Source organism: Microbacterium sp. A93, assembly GCF_051842835.1.
In genome coordinates, this window is record NZ_JBPXMT010000004.1 from 358,036 (window position 1) to 374,579 (window position 16,544).

At 64.9% G+C, this 16,544-nt stretch carries 19 protein-coding genes; 8 read left to right on the forward strand and 11 right to left on the reverse strand.

The features are described from left to right. Positions 1-2 precede the first annotated feature (2 nt). Complete coding sequence (locus ACSU1G_RS12615) at positions 3-1,343, reverse strand: DUF222 domain-containing protein (protein ID WP_439280302.1); 1,341 nt, start codon at positions 1,341-1,343, stop codon at positions 3-5. Positions 1,344-1,565: 222 nt separating this feature from the next. Here ACSU1G_RS12615 and ACSU1G_RS12620 point away from each other — a divergent pair, with 222 nt between their 5' ends. From ACSU1G_RS12620 to ACSU1G_RS12645, 6 genes are all read left to right on the forward strand, one after another. Beyond that, complete coding sequence (locus tag ACSU1G_RS12620) at positions 1,566-2,267, forward strand: hypothetical protein (protein ID WP_439280453.1); 702 nt, start codon at positions 1,566-1,568, stop codon at positions 2,265-2,267. A gap of 12 nt (positions 2,268-2,279) precedes the next feature. Then, the gene (locus ACSU1G_RS12625; RefSeq protein ID WP_439280303.1) at positions 2,280-2,909 is read left to right on the forward strand and encodes a hypothetical protein; all 630 of its coding nucleotides are present in this window, start codon (positions 2,280-2,282) and stop codon (positions 2,907-2,909) included. 92 nt (positions 2,910-3,001) lie between these two features. After that, complete coding sequence (locus ACSU1G_RS12630) at positions 3,002-3,703, forward strand: hypothetical protein (RefSeq protein ID WP_439280454.1); 702 nt, start codon at positions 3,002-3,004, stop codon at positions 3,701-3,703. Next, on the forward strand, positions 3,703-4,356 hold the full coding sequence (locus tag ACSU1G_RS12635; RefSeq protein WP_439280304.1) for a hypothetical protein: 654 nt from the start codon (positions 3,703-3,705) through the stop codon (positions 4,354-4,356). The genes ACSU1G_RS12630 and ACSU1G_RS12635 overlap by 1 nt, the downstream gene beginning before the upstream one ends. Next, positions 4,353-4,820 carry a hypothetical protein gene (locus ACSU1G_RS12640; protein WP_439280305.1) on the forward strand — a complete coding sequence of 156 codons (468 nt, stop codon included), beginning with the start codon at positions 4,353-4,355 and terminating at the stop codon, positions 4,818-4,820. The genes ACSU1G_RS12635 and ACSU1G_RS12640 overlap by 4 nt, the downstream gene beginning before the upstream one ends. A gap of 144 nt (positions 4,821-4,964) precedes the next feature. Next, positions 4,965-5,702, forward strand: a complete 738-nt coding sequence (locus tag ACSU1G_RS12645; protein WP_439280455.1) for a hypothetical protein — start codon at positions 4,965-4,967, stop codon at positions 5,700-5,702. A 9-nt stretch (positions 5,703-5,711) separates the two neighbouring features. On the opposite strand, the gene ACSU1G_RS12650 is transcribed toward ACSU1G_RS12645, so the two are convergent. Genes ACSU1G_RS12650 through ACSU1G_RS12660 form a run of 3 tightly spaced genes read right to left on the reverse strand, consistent with a single transcriptional unit; the run spans position 5,712 to position 7,502 of the window. Then, positions 5,712-6,179, reverse strand: a complete 468-nt coding sequence (locus ACSU1G_RS12650) for a recombinase family protein (RefSeq protein ID WP_439280306.1) — start codon at positions 6,177-6,179, stop codon at positions 5,712-5,714. Positions 6,180-6,234: 55 nt separating this feature from the next. Beyond that, complete coding sequence (locus ACSU1G_RS12655; RefSeq protein ID WP_439280307.1) at positions 6,235-6,480, reverse strand: hypothetical protein; 246 nt, start codon at positions 6,478-6,480, stop codon at positions 6,235-6,237. 32 nt (positions 6,481-6,512) lie between these two features. Then, on the reverse strand, positions 6,513-7,502 hold the full coding sequence (locus ACSU1G_RS12660; RefSeq protein WP_439280308.1) for a malate dehydrogenase: 990 nt from the start codon (positions 7,500-7,502) through the stop codon (positions 6,513-6,515). A 57-nt stretch (positions 7,503-7,559) separates the two neighbouring features. Here ACSU1G_RS12660 and ypfJ point away from each other — a divergent pair, with 57 nt between their 5' ends. Both ypfJ and pip read left to right on the forward strand, forming a co-directional pair. Then, entirely contained in the window at positions 7,560-8,432 is an 873-nt protein-coding gene (ypfJ, locus tag ACSU1G_RS12665; protein WP_439280309.1) for a KPN_02809 family neutral zinc metallopeptidase, read from the forward strand. Between the two features lie 86 nt (positions 8,433-8,518). Next, complete coding sequence (gene pip, locus ACSU1G_RS12670; protein WP_439280310.1) at positions 8,519-9,484, forward strand: prolyl aminopeptidase; 966 nt, start codon at positions 8,519-8,521, stop codon at positions 9,482-9,484. 3 nt (positions 9,485-9,487) lie between these two features. On the opposite strand, the gene ACSU1G_RS12675 is transcribed toward pip, so the two are convergent. From ACSU1G_RS12675 to ACSU1G_RS12705, 7 genes are read right to left on the reverse strand one after another with little or no spacing between them, the layout of a single operon-like run. After that, positions 9,488-11,227 (reverse strand): aldehyde dehydrogenase family protein, encoded by a 1,740-nt coding sequence (locus ACSU1G_RS12675; RefSeq protein ID WP_439280311.1) that lies wholly within the window; start codon positions 11,225-11,227, stop codon positions 9,488-9,490. 30 nt (positions 11,228-11,257) lie between these two features. Beyond that, positions 11,258-12,664, reverse strand: coding sequence for an MFS transporter (locus tag ACSU1G_RS12680; RefSeq protein ID WP_439280312.1), 1,407 nt, complete (start codon positions 12,662-12,664; stop codon positions 11,258-11,260). A 26-nt stretch (positions 12,665-12,690) separates the two neighbouring features. Next, entirely contained in the window at positions 12,691-12,954 is a 264-nt protein-coding gene (locus tag ACSU1G_RS12685) for a glutaredoxin family protein (RefSeq protein ID WP_439280313.1), read from the reverse strand. A gap of 19 nt (positions 12,955-12,973) precedes the next feature. Further along, positions 12,974-13,876, reverse strand: coding sequence for an ATP-binding cassette domain-containing protein (locus tag ACSU1G_RS12690; protein ID WP_439280314.1), 903 nt, complete (start codon positions 13,874-13,876; stop codon positions 12,974-12,976). Then, positions 13,873-14,649, reverse strand: coding sequence for an ABC transporter ATP-binding protein (locus ACSU1G_RS12695; protein ID WP_439280315.1), 777 nt, complete (start codon positions 14,647-14,649; stop codon positions 13,873-13,875). The genes ACSU1G_RS12690 and ACSU1G_RS12695 overlap by 4 nt, the downstream gene beginning before the upstream one ends. Further along, the gene (locus ACSU1G_RS12700) at positions 14,646-15,497 is read right to left on the reverse strand and encodes an ABC transporter permease (RefSeq protein WP_439280316.1); all 852 of its coding nucleotides are present in this window, start codon (positions 15,495-15,497) and stop codon (positions 14,646-14,648) included. The genes ACSU1G_RS12695 and ACSU1G_RS12700 overlap by 4 nt, the downstream gene beginning before the upstream one ends. Further along, a complete protein-coding gene (locus tag ACSU1G_RS12705; protein WP_439280317.1) occupies positions 15,494-16,456 on the reverse strand; it encodes an ABC transporter permease in 963 nt (320 codons plus the stop codon). The genes ACSU1G_RS12700 and ACSU1G_RS12705 overlap by 4 nt, the downstream gene beginning before the upstream one ends. Positions 16,457-16,544: the final 88 nt, after the last annotated feature.

The window sequence follows — 16,544 nt, forward strand, 5'->3', positions numbered from 1 at the left end:
AGTCAGGCGGCGATGCCGAAGCGTGCGCGCCCGCCGAGACGTGGTGTGCGTGCGGGGTCGACGTAGGCGGGTGGGATAAACCAGACCCGTGCGGTGATGCCCGAACCGTCGATCCGGATTTCCCAGCCGTTGTCGTGGATGCGGTGGTGGCAGGTTTCGCACAGGAGGATCCCGTTGGAGAGGTCCGTCCGTCCGTGATCGCGTTTCCACCATCGCAGGTGGTGGGCTTTGGTCATCTCCGGCGGGAGGTTGCACATGGCGCATCCATCGTCGCGTTCGACGAGGGCGAGGCGTTGTGCCCGGGTGAAAAGTCGTTTCTTGCGGCCCCAGTCGAGGATTTCGCTGTCACCACCAAGGACACAGGGGATCACCCCGGCGCCTGCGGCCATCCGCCGAGCGGCGCCTGCACTGACGGGCTGGTCGATGCCATCGATCGTTGCTGTCCCGGTCCCGCCTACGAGGTCTTTGTAGTCGATGCGAACGATGACTGTCGCCCCGGCAACCGGGGTGCGTTCCTTGCAGCCGAGCACGTGGGAGCAGAACAGGGCGAGCGCATCGGCCTGCAACATGGCGACGGTGCGGTGGTCAGTATCCGGGGCATCCGGATCGGGGGCGTTTTTGCGTGCGGCGAACGCAGCGGACACGTAACCTCGGAGCGCGGCCACGATCGGCGCACCGGTCTCGACGTCGAAGTCCCCGTCGAAGTGCAACCGGCCGCCACGCTCGTAGAACGTCAGCGAGCGCTTGCGGCGCTGCTCATCCTCGTGCGGCTCCACACCGTCTGGATTCAGCCATGCCTCTACGCGCACCACGAGCCGGCGCACCTCGTCGAGCGCGAGCCCCGGCGCAGCGTCGACCAGCAGTCGTTCGCCCTCTGCGATCCGCTCTAGCCCGGCCGCGATACGGCACCGCTCGAGCACCGCGATGATCAACGCGGCCGCCTGCGCACTGAGCGCCCCGGCCTCCATCGCCTCCCGCACGAGTGGGTACTTCGCCGGCAACCGCGAGCCCAGCAGGTCCGTGCGGATCGCGGTTGCCTCGCCTACCTTGATTAGACGCGACGCGTCCCCCGTCGACACGCCAGTCGCCGCAGCGATCAGCTTCGCCGCCGAACGGAAACCCTGCTGCTTCGCCAGCGAGTCGGCGACGAGCTCAGGGTGTGACTCGCTCGCGATCCCCGCCGCCACATCGACATGCACAGCATCCAGCCGACGCTGCAACAAACCGACCGCGTTCGTGGCCGAAATGAGCTGTTCCCTCGAAAGGTCATTTGCATCGCTGGCGCCCGCCCACACTTCATCGAGGCGAGAGATCGCCTCGTGCAGACCGGTCAGCTTTGACATGCCTTCAGCCTATCGCAGAATCGTGCCCAAGTCGAAGCTTTGTTCGAATTGATTGCAGAAATATCCCGACATTAAAGGGTCGGCCTGGCAAAGCGGGATTTACCGCTCTAGAATCTTTCAACGAAGTACAAGGGAAGTAGAGCAGCGTGGTGGGCTGATCTCCCCATCGCCTTCTGCCCCCGCCGCTCGGTAGCGTCATAGCCGGAGGTGGTTGCCGTGGGAATGATGCTGCCGAACGAGCTCATCTGGGTGATGGACAAGATGGGGCTCGAATGGCCCGACATCGATGAAGATGAGGTGTGGAAGGCCGCTGGCCTCGTGCGCGCATATCGCGATGACATGGAGACGCTGGTGCAGGCGGCCGATCGGCGCATCAACGGCGACCTCGCTGTCGCAATGGTCGGACAGACCGGCACCGCGCATGTGACCGGGTGGAATCGGAACCGATCCGAGAATGTTCAGCAGCTGCTTGATATTCTCGGGCCCGCAGCCACCGGCATCGACCTCGCCGCGGATATCGTGCTCGCGTTGAAGATCAAGGTGATCATCGACGTCACGATCACTCTCGCCCAGTTGATCCCGTTGCTGGCAGCCGGGCCGTTCGGGCTGGGTGGCGCCGCTGTGCTGATCCTGGCACGCAAGAAGCTCTTCGCGATGGCGATGGAGGCGACTCTCGAGCAGGTCATCAACCAGGTGCTGCCGCTGGCGATCGAACCTCTCGCTGAGCAGGTGCCGGTGCTGGCGATGGCGATGCTGGACGCTCCCGTCGTGGAGGGCGCAATTGGTGATGTGGACGAGTTCTACGCGGATCTCGTCGCTCTCGACCAGGCAGCCGAGGACATGGATGCGCACGCCGTCGATGTCGAGGATCTGACGGATCGACTGCTTGCAGACCTCGCTAACCTACAGATCTCAGGGGAGTGAACGATGTCGTCGATGAAGAAGCTGATGCGGGACCTCGTGGATGCCGTGGATGGCGCAGGGCGCGAGTTCAAACAGGGTTTCGCGGGTGCGTTCCGCAAGCGCGGTGGAAAACATCGAGCGGATGCCGACCTCATCCGCGGCGTGGACCGGAGCAAGCGGGACTATGAGCCACGGCACCGGGGAGACGGCAAGAGCCCCGCATCGCACGCGAAAGATTACGACATCCGCGAGGATGTCCGGCTTGGTGTCGAATCCATTGGGAACACACCGCGACACCGTGACCCGGACTACAACTCCTCTCGCGACCTCGGTCTGTCGCTGGGCAAGGACGTTCGCGCGCTCCCAGGCGACGTCATCGACGAGATCAAGGACGTTCCGAAGACCGTGCCGAAGCAACTCGTCGAAGAGCTGTACGAGGATGCGATCGGGCAGGACAACCCCGATGAATACGGTGTGGGCCCGGGTGACATGAGGTTCCTTGCGCCCGCCAGTGAGGCAGGTGATCTGAGTGCCCTGAGCGCCGCCGAGCTCGAGGTCCGTTTCGGTTTGGAGCCGGGTTCGCTCCGCGGCGCGACGGTCAAGTTCGAGACGATCCCCGGCTCACGGTTCGTCAGCGTCAAGATCGATGCTCCTGACGACTGAAACGGATTGCTGGGACGTCACGTGGGAAGTGCTACCCATGGTCAGCGCCGGGCCGGAAACGTACAGTCGAGCCTGGAGGTGCTGACGTGGGAATGATGTTGCCGAATGAGCTTGTCTGGGTGTTGGAGAAGCTGGGTTTTGAGTGGCCGGATATTGATGAGGATGAGGTGCGTCAGGGCGCGGTTTTGGTGCGCACCTTTGGCTCGGATTTGGAGACGGTGATTCAGTCTGTGGATCGCAAGGTCAATGGTGATCTTGGTGGTGCGATGAAGGGTCAGACGGGTCCCGCGACGATGAGCGCGTGGAATGCGAATCGTTCGCAGAATCTGCAGAAGCTGATCGACATTATGCCGCCTGCGGCGACGGCGATGGATATCGGTGCGGATGCGATTTTCGCGTTGAAGATGAAGGTCATTGTTGATGTGACGACGACGTTGGTCACGTTGGTGGCGATGTTGACGAATCCGATTACCGCGTTGGGTGCGGGTCCGATGTTGTTGATCAAGAAGAAGCTTCTGAATGCGGCGGTGGATATCGCGGTGGAGCAGTTGTTGAATCAGCTTTTGCCGATGGCGATTGAGCCGATGGCGGAGCAGTTGCCTGCGGTGCTTGACGCAATTTTGGATGCGCCGATGGTGGAGGGGTCTGTGGGGGATTCGGATGAGTTTTATGCGGATCTGCAGGCGTTGGAGGATGCGCAGTCGGAGATGAAGGTGCATGGTGCGGATATTCAGACGTTGACGTCGACGTTCTTTGCGGAATTCTCCGCACTTGATTTCGGAGGGGACGCCTGATGAGTGCGGCAGCGAAGTCGGCTTTCCGGGAGCTGCGGCAGGCGGTTCTCAACGGGTTCGGTCATGCGAAGGACAAGCTGCCTCAGCTTGCGGACAACATGAATGACCACCTCGACACCGTCATCAAGCGGGTGCGCGACAAGGACAACTACGACGGCAAACCGGACACCCCAAACAGCACCAATCCGCACCGCCCCGGCGACGGAAATAACGGCGGTGGAAACAACGGCAATGGAAACCCCGGCGGCGGGAACAACGTCGATGGAAACAACGGCGGCGGAAACCCCGGCAGCGGACGCAACGACGGCCGCGACGAACGCGGTCGCTTCGTAGGGGACGGCAACAGACCCTGGGTCGACCGTGAAAAAATCGGGCTGGACAACGTCGCCGACGACCTGGGGGTCGATATCATCCGCGACCAGGTGGCGTCGAGACACCCCAGCACGGGCGAACAGGTTCGTTTCTTCGATGGCCTGTTCGAGAACCCCGACGGGACGTACACCGGTGTCGAGATCAAGAGTGGTTCGGCTGGTCGCAGCCCGGCACAGAATCTGTTTGACGGAGCCGTTAGTGTAGAGACGCCCGCTATCGCGCATCTGCCGGATGTCGGGCAGATCGACATCATCAAAGTCATTCTGAGGAACGTGCCATGACCCGAGATACCCATGTGGTGGAGTCCAACGGATTCAGTCGGGGTCCGCTCGTAGACATCATCCGACCGTACCCAGATCAGCTCCGTTTCGCACTGAACCGGATGAACGGCACTTCTTTATGGGCCTACAGCCTGTGGCGTGCCCCTGAGGATGCGAATCTGCTCGAGGACATCCCTCTCTCCGACGAGTATCTGCAGAGCGCCGGCACGGCAGAGGCGATGACGATTGAGATGCGCGCCTTTGACGCCGACGGCGTTGCCCATCAGTACACCGTTGGCAAGGCCGGCGACGAACCGGCGGCGGCACCGACCGAAGTGATCAGGTGGGACGAGGGCCGTCACAGCACGACCGTGTACCCGAACGAAGTGTTCACCGCTGACGAGGCCGCGGACGTCTTCTACGCGTACTTCCTGACTAACACGGTTGCCGAGCCGTATATTCTCCGCGAACTCGACCTGTCCTGACATGACCTGGCCACAGCCCGGCGCGGCCGACTGACAGCGCCCCGATCCCGCGGAGCGGTCTCCCACGTGGCAGGATGTTTCCGAGGGGGGCATTACGTGACTGATCTGAATCCTGCTTCGGAGCCTGACGAGGTCGCCAAGGTGATGGATGCGAAGCATGTCGCGCCACTTCGCCTCGAGTTCGCCGGCGAATGGCACGACCTGCCCATCGAGAAACCGTTCATCATCGGCCGCGAGGGTGACCTCGAGATCGACGACAATCCGTACCTTCACCGACACTTCCTGGAGTTGCAGCACCGTGACGGCCTATGGTGGCTGGCCAACATCGGCGTGCGTATCGCGGCCACGATCTCCAGTGCCGGCGGGGCGGTTCAATCGTGGCTATCGCCGGGGGCGCGGATGCCGCTCGTCTTCGAGCGCAGCGTGATCGTGTTCACCGCTGGCCCCGTCACCTATGAGCTGAGCCTGCACACCGAGCAGGCCCCATATGAGGTGTCCCGACAGGTCGAGGCGTCGATGAGCGGCGAAGAGACGGTCATGCCGGCCAGTTTCACACCGTTGCAGAAACAGCTCATGGTCGCCCTCGCCGAGCCGATGCTGCGCCGTGAGGGCGTGAGTATTAACGAGCTGCCGTCGTCGAGCGTCGCTGCCGAGCGGCTCGGATGGACGATGAGCAAGTTCAACCGCAAACTCGACAACGTCTGCGACAAGCTTGACCGCATGGGAGTGCAAGGCCTTCGCGGTGGCCCGGGCAAGCTGGCGACCAACCGTCGTGCGCGCCTGGTCGAGTACGCGGTGACTACACAGGTGGTCACCCGCGCGGACCTTCCGCTGCTCGACGATGAAGCACTGCGGAATCAGATCGATTCCGACGTCGGCTGAGCAGCCTGCTCAGCGCATCGCGTCGGCGAGGTGGCGTGAGTCGGTGCTGAGCACCTTCACCATGATCCCGCGCTGACGCAGATCCGTGATCGTACGGGTCTCTTCATCGCGGTCGCGGCCCAGCGCGTGCACGTTCGTGACGACGAGCACGTCACCCTTCTTCATCGTCGGGATGAATCGCGCGAGCCGGTCGCTCCAACTCTCCATGATCTCGGGCGCCGGATGCCGGAACCCCTCGATCGGAACCCCGAAGCGGGTCAGATCGTCGCGCTGCTGCACGACCGACGGCATCCCCTCGCGAGAAACCACCAGCCCGACCAGGCGCGAATCTGCGGGCCGTGCGTGCCACCAGTCATGGTCGTGCTGAAGCTCCGTGAAGCATTTCGAGCACTGAGTTGCCGCGTGCGGCAGATGCAGCGGGCTTGTCAACGGCTCGTCGTGCACGGACCCGGTCGTCACATCAGTTGAATCACTCATCGTCGCACCTCCTGCACCCATTCTGCCTTGAAAGGGGGCGACGGGATGGTCGCGGTTAAAGTTGCTGAAGCCGCCGCTGTGGTCCTTCCAATCGAGCCACCGCGATCTTCACGTCGACGAGCTCGCTTTCATGTCGATCCAGACGGGCATCTATCCGATCGAATCGAGTGTCAATTCGATCGAACCGTACATCGAGGATCCTTGTCAGCCGTGCGAGCATGACAGCGACTCCGCCGAGCACCGTGACGGTGAATGCGAAGAGTGCGATGATCATTCCGATCACGTCTGGTGACACGAACATGCTCCTATTCTGCGCCTGCAGTCGACGAACTTCTAGAGAACCCCGAGCGCCCGCACGGCCTCGCGCTCTTCCACGAGTTCGGCGACAGAGGCATCCACTCGCGCTCGCGCCCATGCATTCAATTCGAGGCCTTCGACGATCTGCCACTCGCCGTCGATCGAGCGCACGGGGAACGATGACATCAGCCCCTCCGGCACGCCGTACTCGCCGTGTGAGACGACTCCGGCACTGGTCCAGTCATCCGTCCCCTGCACCCAGTCGCGGGTGTGCTCGATTGCCGCGTTCGCGGCGGACGCCACAGACGACGAACCACGCACCTCGATAATTTCGGCGCCGCGCTTCGCGACCCGCGGGATGAAGGTCTTCTCCAGCCACGTCGAGACATCGCCGACACGCTCCGCAAGTGCCTCGAGAACCGGCCGCCCGTCGACTGTCGCGTGCGAGACATCCGGGAACTGCGTCGCCGAATGATTTCCCCAGATGGGCAGGCGGCGGATGCTCGAGACCGGTGCATCCAGTGCCAGGGCGAGCTGCGCGCGGGCGCGGTTCTCGTCAAGTCTGGTCAGCGCAGTGAAGCGCGCGGCGGGTAGTCCGTCAGCGGATGCCGCGGCAATCAGCGCATTCGTATTCGCGGGGTTGCCGACCACAGTGACACGCACATCGGCTGCAGCATTCTCGGCGATCGCCTTGCCCTGCGGCCCGAAGATTCCGGCGTTGGCAGCCAGCAGATCGGCGCGCTCCATGCCGGGACCGCGCGGCCGGGCGCCGACCAGTAGTGCGATGTTGCATCCGTCGAAGCCTGCGGCAGCGTCGTCGGTCACCTCGACGTGTTCGAGCAGGTCGAACGCGCCATCCTGCAGCTCCAAGGCCGCACCCTCTGCGGCCTTGAGCCCCTGGGGGATCTCGAGCAGCCGCAGCCGCACCTTCTCGTCGGGACCGAGCAACGCTCCTGCGGCGATGCGAAACAGCAGCGCATACCCGATCTGCCCGCCCGCACCTGTGATTGTGATTGTGGTCGACATGGCTCGAGCCTACGACTGGTGCTCACGCACGCACAGAGTGCGCGGTAATCTCGTCGCATGACGTTCAATCCTGATGCCGATATCTCGGGCCACAAGACCCGGCGCCCCGGGCGCACGGCCGCGGTCGCCGGCGGCGGTATCGGACTGCTCGCTCTCATCGCGCTGGTCGCCGGTCCTTTGCTCGGCATCGACCTGTCGGGTCTCGTCGGCGGCGGCACGCAGGGCGGCGAATCGAGTTCAGAGGAGAGCACTGTGCTCGCCTGCGAGAGCGGCGAGGATGCCAACACACAGGACGACTGCCGCATGGCGGGCGCCCAGCTGATGCTCGACGAGTACTGGACGAAGCATGTCGAGGGCTACACGCCGCCGCAGCTCTACGTCTTCCATGGTCAGACGTCGACGCAGTGCGGCACGGCATCCAACTCGGTCGGTCCGTTCTACTGCCCGCCGGAGCAGGGTGTGTACATCGACCCCGACTTCTTCCAGATCATGCGCGAGCAATTTGACGCATCCGCTGGCAACTTCGCACAGCTCTACATCGTGGGCCACGAGTGGGGCCACCACATCCAGAACATCATCGGCACGATGGACGCCTACCCGAACAACGGCAGCGGGCCCGACAGCAACAGCGTGCGCACCGAGTTGCAGGCCGACTGCTACGCCGGCGCCTGGCTGGCTGATGCGGCAGAACAGACTGACCCCGAGGGCCGTCCGTACCTCGAGACACCGACCGAGGCTCAGCGTGAGGACGCGCTGAACGCGGCGTTTACCGTCGGCGACGACCACATCCAGGAGCAGTCCGGCTTCAACAACCCCGAGTCCTGGACGCACGGCTCGAGCGACCAGCGTCAGGGCTGGTTCGCGAGTGGCTACGCGAACGGGCTCGACAGCTGCGACACGTTCGCAGTGAGCGCTGATCAGCTCGGATAGCGGCTCTCCTCCCGCAGTCGGCGGGCACTGCGCGGTACGGTGAAGAGGCTGCCAAAAGGCGGGGTTTCATTCATCGGGGGTTGAATATGAATCTTGACGCGCTGTATCCAGCGATCGAGCCGTACGACAGCGGGATGCTGCTCGTCGGCGACGGACAGCGCATCGCGTGGGAAGTCAGCGGCAACCCGGAGGGGAAGCCGGTCGTATTCCTGCACGGCGGCCCTGGTGGAGGAACCGCACCGTGGCATCGGCAGTTCTTCGATCCGCAGAAGTACCGGATCGTGCTGTTCGACCAGCGCGGTTGCGGCAAGAGCCAGCCTCATGCGAGCGATCCAGGCGCCGATCTGCGCTTCAACACCACGGCGCACTTGATCGCCGATCTCGAACTGCTGCGTAAGAACCTCGGCGTCGAAAAGTGGCAGGTCTTCGGCGGCTCGTGGGGGAGCGCGCTCGCGCTCGCCTATGCGCAGGCGCATCCGGATTCCGTGACCGAGCTGATCCTGCGCGGCATCTTCACTCTCCGCCGTATGGAGCTGGAATGGTTCTACGAGGGCGGAGCGGGGGCGCTCTTCCCCGACCTGTGGGAAGACTTCATCGCGCCGATTCCGATTCTCGAGCGCAATCACATGATCGAGGCCTATCACCGCCTCCTGTTCGATCCGAATCCTGCCGTGCACGTACCTGCCGCGAAGGCGTGGTCGACGTGGGAAGGCTCCACGATCACGCTGCGACCGGATACGGACAAGGTCACGGAGATGACTGAGGATGCCACGGCGGTCGCGTTCGCCCGCATCGAGAGCCACTTCTTCGTGAACCGTGGCTGGTGGACCGAAGGTCAGCTGCTGGCCGGGATGGACGCGATCCGGCACATTCCCGCCGTGATCGTGCAGGGCCGATACGACGTCTGCACGCCGATGATGACCGCGTGGGACCTGCACCGCGCCTGGCCGGAGGCGGAGTTCGTCGTCGTCGATGACGCAGGTCACGCGGCATCCGAACCCGGCATCCAGAGCGCGCTGCGCGACGCGACCGATCTCTTCGCCGACGACTGACGCTCAGGCGCGAAGCGCCTGGAACAGCGTCTTCGCCAAGCCCAGGATCCCGCCCGTTGCGCGGAAGCGGGTCAGCCCCTCGCTCACGACCGCGCCGGTGCGCGCGGTGACAAACCACGGGGGCTTCGGCAAGATCGTAAAGCGTCCGCCGCCGTTCGCCATAGGCAGCGATCGCGGGAATGGGCGGAACGGGCCGCGAACCACCGACCGCTCGACGTTGTCCAGCAGCAGGGCGTTGTGCACCACGCTGAGCCCGCTGCCAACCTCGTCGATCGTGTTTCCGGGGAATGCGCCCCACGTCAGTGTCGGCGTGATGAAGCCGAAGGCGGTCCAGGCGTTGATCGCGATCGACCCGTAGTGCAGCTCAGCGATCGCTCGCCCGAACCCCGTGCCGAGCGATTCCTGCGTTGCCGGATCGATCAGAAGGTTCGCCCCGAGCGTGCCCTGAAGCTCGTCGTTCGCGTAGGCGATAGCGGCATCCAAGAACGTCTGGCCGGCGCCGGCGACCTCGACAACCCCGAGCACCGGAGCGAAGTACTCGGTGCTCTGCAGCGCTGTCGCGTCGTCACCGTCACTGATCTCGACGAGCAGCCGGTCGCCCAGCACGAGGGCGTCGGGGTAGTCGTCACTTGCCTGCTGCATGCGGTCGCCTGACCCTGGGTACCAGATCGGACGCTCCGGAGCCTTCGCATAGGCGCGGCGCAACGCCACACGGAACGCATCGCGCTGAGCCCAATCGGACGACATGATCACGACCTGGCCCGCGATGCAGTTGTGTCCGCAGTTCTGCAGTCGCATCGTCGCGATGTGCTCTGCGTGGAAAGTGAGATCGGCATCCGTCCACTCGCCGGGAACCACGATGATGGGCGAAACGCCGCCGAGCTCGGCCGTGATCGGCTTCTTCAACTGCGGCCGGTTCTCCCGGCGACGGCGCTTGCCTGCGGCGCCTGTGCCCCACACGATCGTGTCGAAGGTCGCCGCCGATCCCGTGATGTGCACGTGGACCAGCTTCTTGTGGGCCGTGAGGAAGGCGCCGGTTTCACCGCTGCCACGCACGATTCGCAGAAAGCCTGGCTCGATCAGTGCCGCCAGGGCGTGTTCGAAGATCGGCACCAGAGCATCCTGCGTCGGGTTCACTTTGAGTAATGCGACGCGGTTGTGCGCGAGCAGTTCGTACAGCACATCGAGCACGGGGATCGAGGTGACGTTGCCCGCGCCGAGTACCAGGCCGACTCCGCCGGATTCTGTAGGAGTGCGCTGGGCCAGGCCCGCGCCCGCACGGGCCGACCGCGGCGTCGTGCCCGGTGTGAGCCACACCTCGCCGGTGAAGCCGGAGAGCAGCACCTTGTCGATGCCGGTCAGCGGGAATGCGTGCACGGTTGTGCGGCCGCCCGGCGCGCGTCCGAGCTGGAGTCCCTCCAGGGGATTGCGGCCCTCAGCCAGGCGCGACAGCGTCTCGATGTACGCATCGAGTGCACCCAGGACGCTGTATGGCCCTGCAAGCCACTCCTCGCCGCGGAGCGGGTGGCTGCCGTTCAGTCCCTTGGACATCGCGGCCGTGTGCGCCCACTCCTCTGCAGAGGCGGCGACCGCCGTGCGCACGGCACGCAACAGTGTCGCGCGCTGGCCGACGCCGAGAGCAGACCAGGTGCGCGAGCCCGTCTCGAGCTCGTCGATCGCGGTGTCGAGACTCGCGCGTTCAGCGTCAGTCAGACCAGGCGTGGCAGCGGTCGCTGACGTCATCGGAATCTCCTTCGGGGCGGTTGTTCCAGCTTATGCGGGCTGAGCGGTTGAGGCCTCGACATCGCTTCGGCGCAGGGGGTATCGCCGGAGGGGGATGAGGCTCAGCAGCATCAGGACGGCTGGCAGGATGCTGAAGCTGAGCACGATGCCGGTGACCGCGGCATCCGGCTGCACAGTATCGACACTGGCGACGCGGGAGACGTAACCCGTTGCGGCGAGCATGAGTGCGACGGCGGTGGCACCCAGCGCGAAACCGACGGTCTCGCCGGCGGTCCAGATGCCGGTGAACGTGCCGGCTTGGCCCGGGCCGCTTGTGCGCTCGTCATGCGAAATCACATCCGGCAGCATGGCCATGGGCAAGGACTGCAGGCCGGCATAGGAGACCCCGGCGACGGCCACTGAGGCGTAGATCCACGGACCCGGTGCCCACACCGCGATGGTGATGGTCGCGGAGGCGACCAGGAAAAGGATGCTGGCGCCGAAGAATGCCCGCTCCTTGCCGATCCGATTCGCGACTGCCGTCCAGCCTGGCGTCGCGAGCAGCGCAGGACCGACTAGCGCGACGAAAAGCAGCTCGACGGCGGCCTCATCGCGAAGTACCCAGGTCGCGACGTACTGTGCACCGGCGAGCATGGTGCCGGTGGCGAGGGCCTGCAGCAGAAAGGTGCCGAGCAGTGCTCGGAACGCGATACTGCGGCGCAGCGCCCGGAACCCGGAGAGATACTGATCTCGAAGGCTGGATGCTTCCGCAGGCTCCAGGGGTGAAGCGGCAGTCGGCGGAGCAGCCGTCGCCGCAGCATCCGTCGCGGTGCGACTGGCGACAAGCATCCCGATCCCGATCGCGGCACCGGCGACGATGCCCATCAGTAGGTAGCCGGTGACCGGATCGCCGGTGGCGCGGCGGAGCATGGGGCCGCCCGCGCCGAACAGTAGAATCGCGGCGGTGAGCACGACTACGCGCCAGCCGAGCAGTCGGGTGCGTTCGTCATAGCTGCGGGTGAGCTCGGCCGGCAGCGCGACGTATGGCACCTGGAACAGGCTGAACGCTGTCGCGGTACCAAGGAACGCCAGCAGCACGCAGGTCGCGCTCGCGACCGGTCCCCAGGATGGCGGTACGGCGAACGTCAGCGCGAAGAAGACCGGCAGCGTGAGCGCGCCGGTCACCATGAATCCGCGTCGAGATCCCGTGCGGGCGAGCTGGCGATCGGATGCCGCGCCGATCAGGGGATCGATGATGACGTCCCACACCTTCGCGGAGGTGACGATGAGCCCCGCGGCGAGGGCGGCGACACCGAGGTTGTCGGTGAGGAAATAGGTCAGCACGAGCCCGGGCAGGGTCGCGTAACCGCCGGTGCCGAGCGATCCGATCGCATAGTTCACGATCGTGCGCGGGGACAGGCGGGCGGAAGCTCGTTCGGGTCGAGCGCCAGTGCTCATCGCGCCAGTGTAGCGCCGGAGCTGTGTCAGATCAGGGAGAGCTCGCGAAGCTTTGACTCGACATCGTCGTTCGAGGGCTCGACGTGGTGCGAAGCATCCGGGTACACGACGACCGGGATGTTCATGCGCCCGGAGATTTCCTTGGCGACGTCAGCGGCGGCCGGCTCAGCGACGAGGTCTACGTAGGTGTACTCGACACCGAGCCCATCGAGCTGCTTCTTGGTGCGGATGCAATCGCGGCACCAGTCGGCGCCGAACACGGTGATGGTGTCAGAAGCAGGAGAAGTCATACCCCAAGGATAAAGGGCTTTAGAGGGGTGAGGACGCGACGAAGTGCCCCGGCGCGACTTCAACAAGCGGGCCGTCGGAAGCGGATGCTTCGGCAGCCGGCCGACTCGCCACATGAGCGAGTCGCTCGCGCGCACTCTCCGGATCGGGAACCAGCACCGCTTCGAGCAGGCGTCGGGTGTACGGATGCTGCGGAGCGTCGAACAGCTCTGCCGTCGGTGCGAGCTCGACGATGCGTCCGCGGCGCATGACGGCGGTGCGCGTTGCGATCTCTCGCACGACGGAGAGATCGTGCGAGATGAACAGGTACGTGAGGTCGAACTCGCGCTGCAGCTTCTGCAGGAGGTCGGTCACCTGCGCCTGGATCGACATGTCCAGCGCCGAAACCGGTTCATCGCACACGATGAAGGCCGGTCGTGGTGCGATCGCCCGTGCGATGGCGATGCGCTGACGCTGTCCGCCGCTGAACGCGCGCGGTCGCTTGTGCACGGCATCCTGATCGATCCCGACGGCCGTCAGCGCTTCACGCGCGATGGTGGCTGCGGCATCTGCCGGGGTGCCCCGAGCCGTCAACGGTTCCATCACGCTGGCGAGCGCTGAGCGATGCGGGTTCAGCGCCGAGTAGGGGTCCTGGTGGATGACCTGCATCTCACCGCGCCGGGCGTAGCGCTCGCGCCGCGACATCGTCGACAGATCGCGTCCGTCGTAGATGACTGAGCCGGCGGTCGGCTGCTCCATCTGCAGGATCAACCGCCCCAGCGTCGACTTTCCGCTTCCGGACTCGCCGACGATGCCCAGGGTCTCGCCGGCGCTGATCGTCAGGTCGACCCCGTCCACAGCATCCAGAGTGCCGGTCCGTCGACCCCAGGCATTGCGCACCTGGTAGGTCTTGCGCAGGCTCTCGACGCGGATGAGCTCGCTCATAGGTCGCTCCCGTCACCGATCGTCGACAGCAGCGACTGCGTGTACGGATGCTGCGGAGCGCGGAACAGATCGTCGACGCCGGCGCGTTCGACGATCTCACCGGCCTTCATCACCGCGACCGTGTCGCACAGGGCCGCGACGACGCCGAGATCGTGCGTGACGATCACGACCGTAAGGTCGCGCTCCGCCTGCAGTTGCCGGATCAGCGCGAGGATCTCGGCCTGCACGGTGGCATCCAGAGCAGTGGTCGGTTCGTCGAGCAGCAGCAACCGGGGGCGGGCGAGCAGCGCCATCGCGATCATGGCTCGCTGGCGCAGCCCACCGGACAGCTCGTGCGGAAAGCGTGCGAATACGCGTTCCGGATCGGGAATGCGAGCGGCGCCGAGCGCCTCGATCGACAGCTGTCGCGCGTCTCGTCGTGACACTCCCCGGCGCCGGCGAGCCACTTCGACCAGGTGCGCGCCGATGCGTACCAGCGGATTGAACGAGGTCAGCGGGTCTTGGAAGACCATGGAGATCGGCAGCCGGGAGTGGTCGTAGCGATCGGTGACATCTGCACCGTCGAACTCGATGCACGACCAGGTGCGCTGGGCGCCCTCGGGCAGGATGTCCATGATCGCTCGCAGCAGCATGGTCTTGCCGGATCCGGATTCTCCGACGATGCCGAGAATGCCGCCGGCGGGCACGTCGAGCGTCTGCTCTTCGATGACACGGAACGGGCCGCTGCCGGTGGGCAGGTCGATCGTGAGGCCGGCAATATGCAGCAGATTCATCGGGGGCCCTCCTTGCTGACTCTGCGGCGCAGCGCGTCACCGAGCACGTTGAACGACAACACCGTCAGCATGATCAGGAGCCCCGGCACGATCGCGAGCAGCGGGCTGCGCGCGAGGCTGCCCTGAGCCGATTCGAGCAGGCTTCCCCAAGACGCCATCGGCGGTTGGATGCCGAGACCGAGGAAGCTCAGTGCGGCCTCGGTGAGCATGGCGGCGGAGATCGTCGCAGTTGCGGCAACGATGATCGTGGGAGTGGCATCGGGCAGCACATGACGCCACACGACCGTGGGCGGACGGACGCCGGTGAAACGGGCATAGCCGACGAAGGTGCGCTCGCGCAGCGACAGCGTCTCCGCCCGGACGAGCCGTGCCGTCGGCATCCAACTGAATGCGCCGATCACGACGATGATCGTCCACAGGCCTGGACGCAGGAAGACGCTCGCGACGATCACGAGCACCATCCACGGGATCGACGAGAGGAAGTCGACGAAGCGCATCAGCACCTCGTCGACCCAGCCGCGCGCGTACCCGGCCGTGAGGCCGACGATGACGCCGATTGCTGTCGAGGCGAGCATGGCCAGCACGCCCACCATGAGCGAGATGCGTCCGCCGTAGATCACGCGGGAGAGATAGTCGCGGCCGACGTCGTCGGTGCCCAACCAGTGCGCAGCACTCGGACCCTGCGAGCGGATCGCAAGGTTCGTGCTGTCGGGGTCAAGGGGGAGCAGGGGCGTGATCAGGCTCACGACGACCAGAAGAATGAGGAACACCGCCGCGGCGATCTCGGAGGCCGAGCGCAGTGGACGCCTGCGGCGCATCGGGTGCGGGATGATGACGGGAGTGGTCATGCGCCTGCACCTCCGAGTCGGATGCGCGGATCGATCAGGACGTAGAGGATGTCGGCGATGAGATTGCCTACGATCACCAGCAGGGCGGACAGCAGCAGGATCGCGAGGATCACCGGATAGTCGAGGCTCTTCGTCGCGGCGAGGAAGTACGGCCCGATTCCCGGCCAGGCGAACACGGACTCGGTGATGATCGCGCCGGTGATGAGCATCGGCAGCGCGAGCCCCAACTGGGTGACGATCGGCAGCAGCACGTTGCGGCTGACGTGCACGCCGAGGATGCGCCGAGGCGGCGAACCATATGCACGCTGGACGAGCACGTAGTCCTCAGAGAGCTGGCTGATGGTCGCAGATCGCACGTACCGCGACAGCTCAGGGAAGAATGCGAACACCAGCACGGTGAAGGGCAGCACGTAGTGCGCGAGGAAGTCGAGCGGATCGCCCTGTTTGCCCACCGTGTGCATGCCGATGATCGGGAACCAGCGCAGCAGGTATCCGAAGACGTAGATCATCAGCAGCGCGAACCAGAACGACGGTGTCGCGATACCGATACCAGCGACCGAGTCGATGATCCGATCCGCCCAGCGGCCTTTGCGGGAACCAGCAATGAGCCCCAGCACGATCGCGATGACCAGGGCGGCCAGGTACGCCGGGGCGATGAGCAGGATCGTGTTCGGGATGCGGGCCGCCAGCTCAGAGCTGATCGACTGACGGCTGGTGAGCGAGTAGCCGAAGTCACCCTGGATCACGTTGCCGAGCCAGAGCAGATACTGCGTGATCACGGGCTGGTCGAGTCCGAACTTCGCTCGCATCGCGGCGACTGTCTCGTCGGACATGTTGGGGGTGGTGATCGAGTCGACGACGTCATACGGCGCGAGTTGGATCAGCAAGAAGACCACGAAGGAGAGCAGGAGCAGCATCGGGACGACCTGTATGAGTCGCCGGATGATGAACCTGGTCACGGGGATGCTCCTTCTGTCGGATTACTGCTCCGACGGGCAGACGGATGCCGTGAGTCGGCGCTGTGCGCGACCCACGGCATCCGGAGGG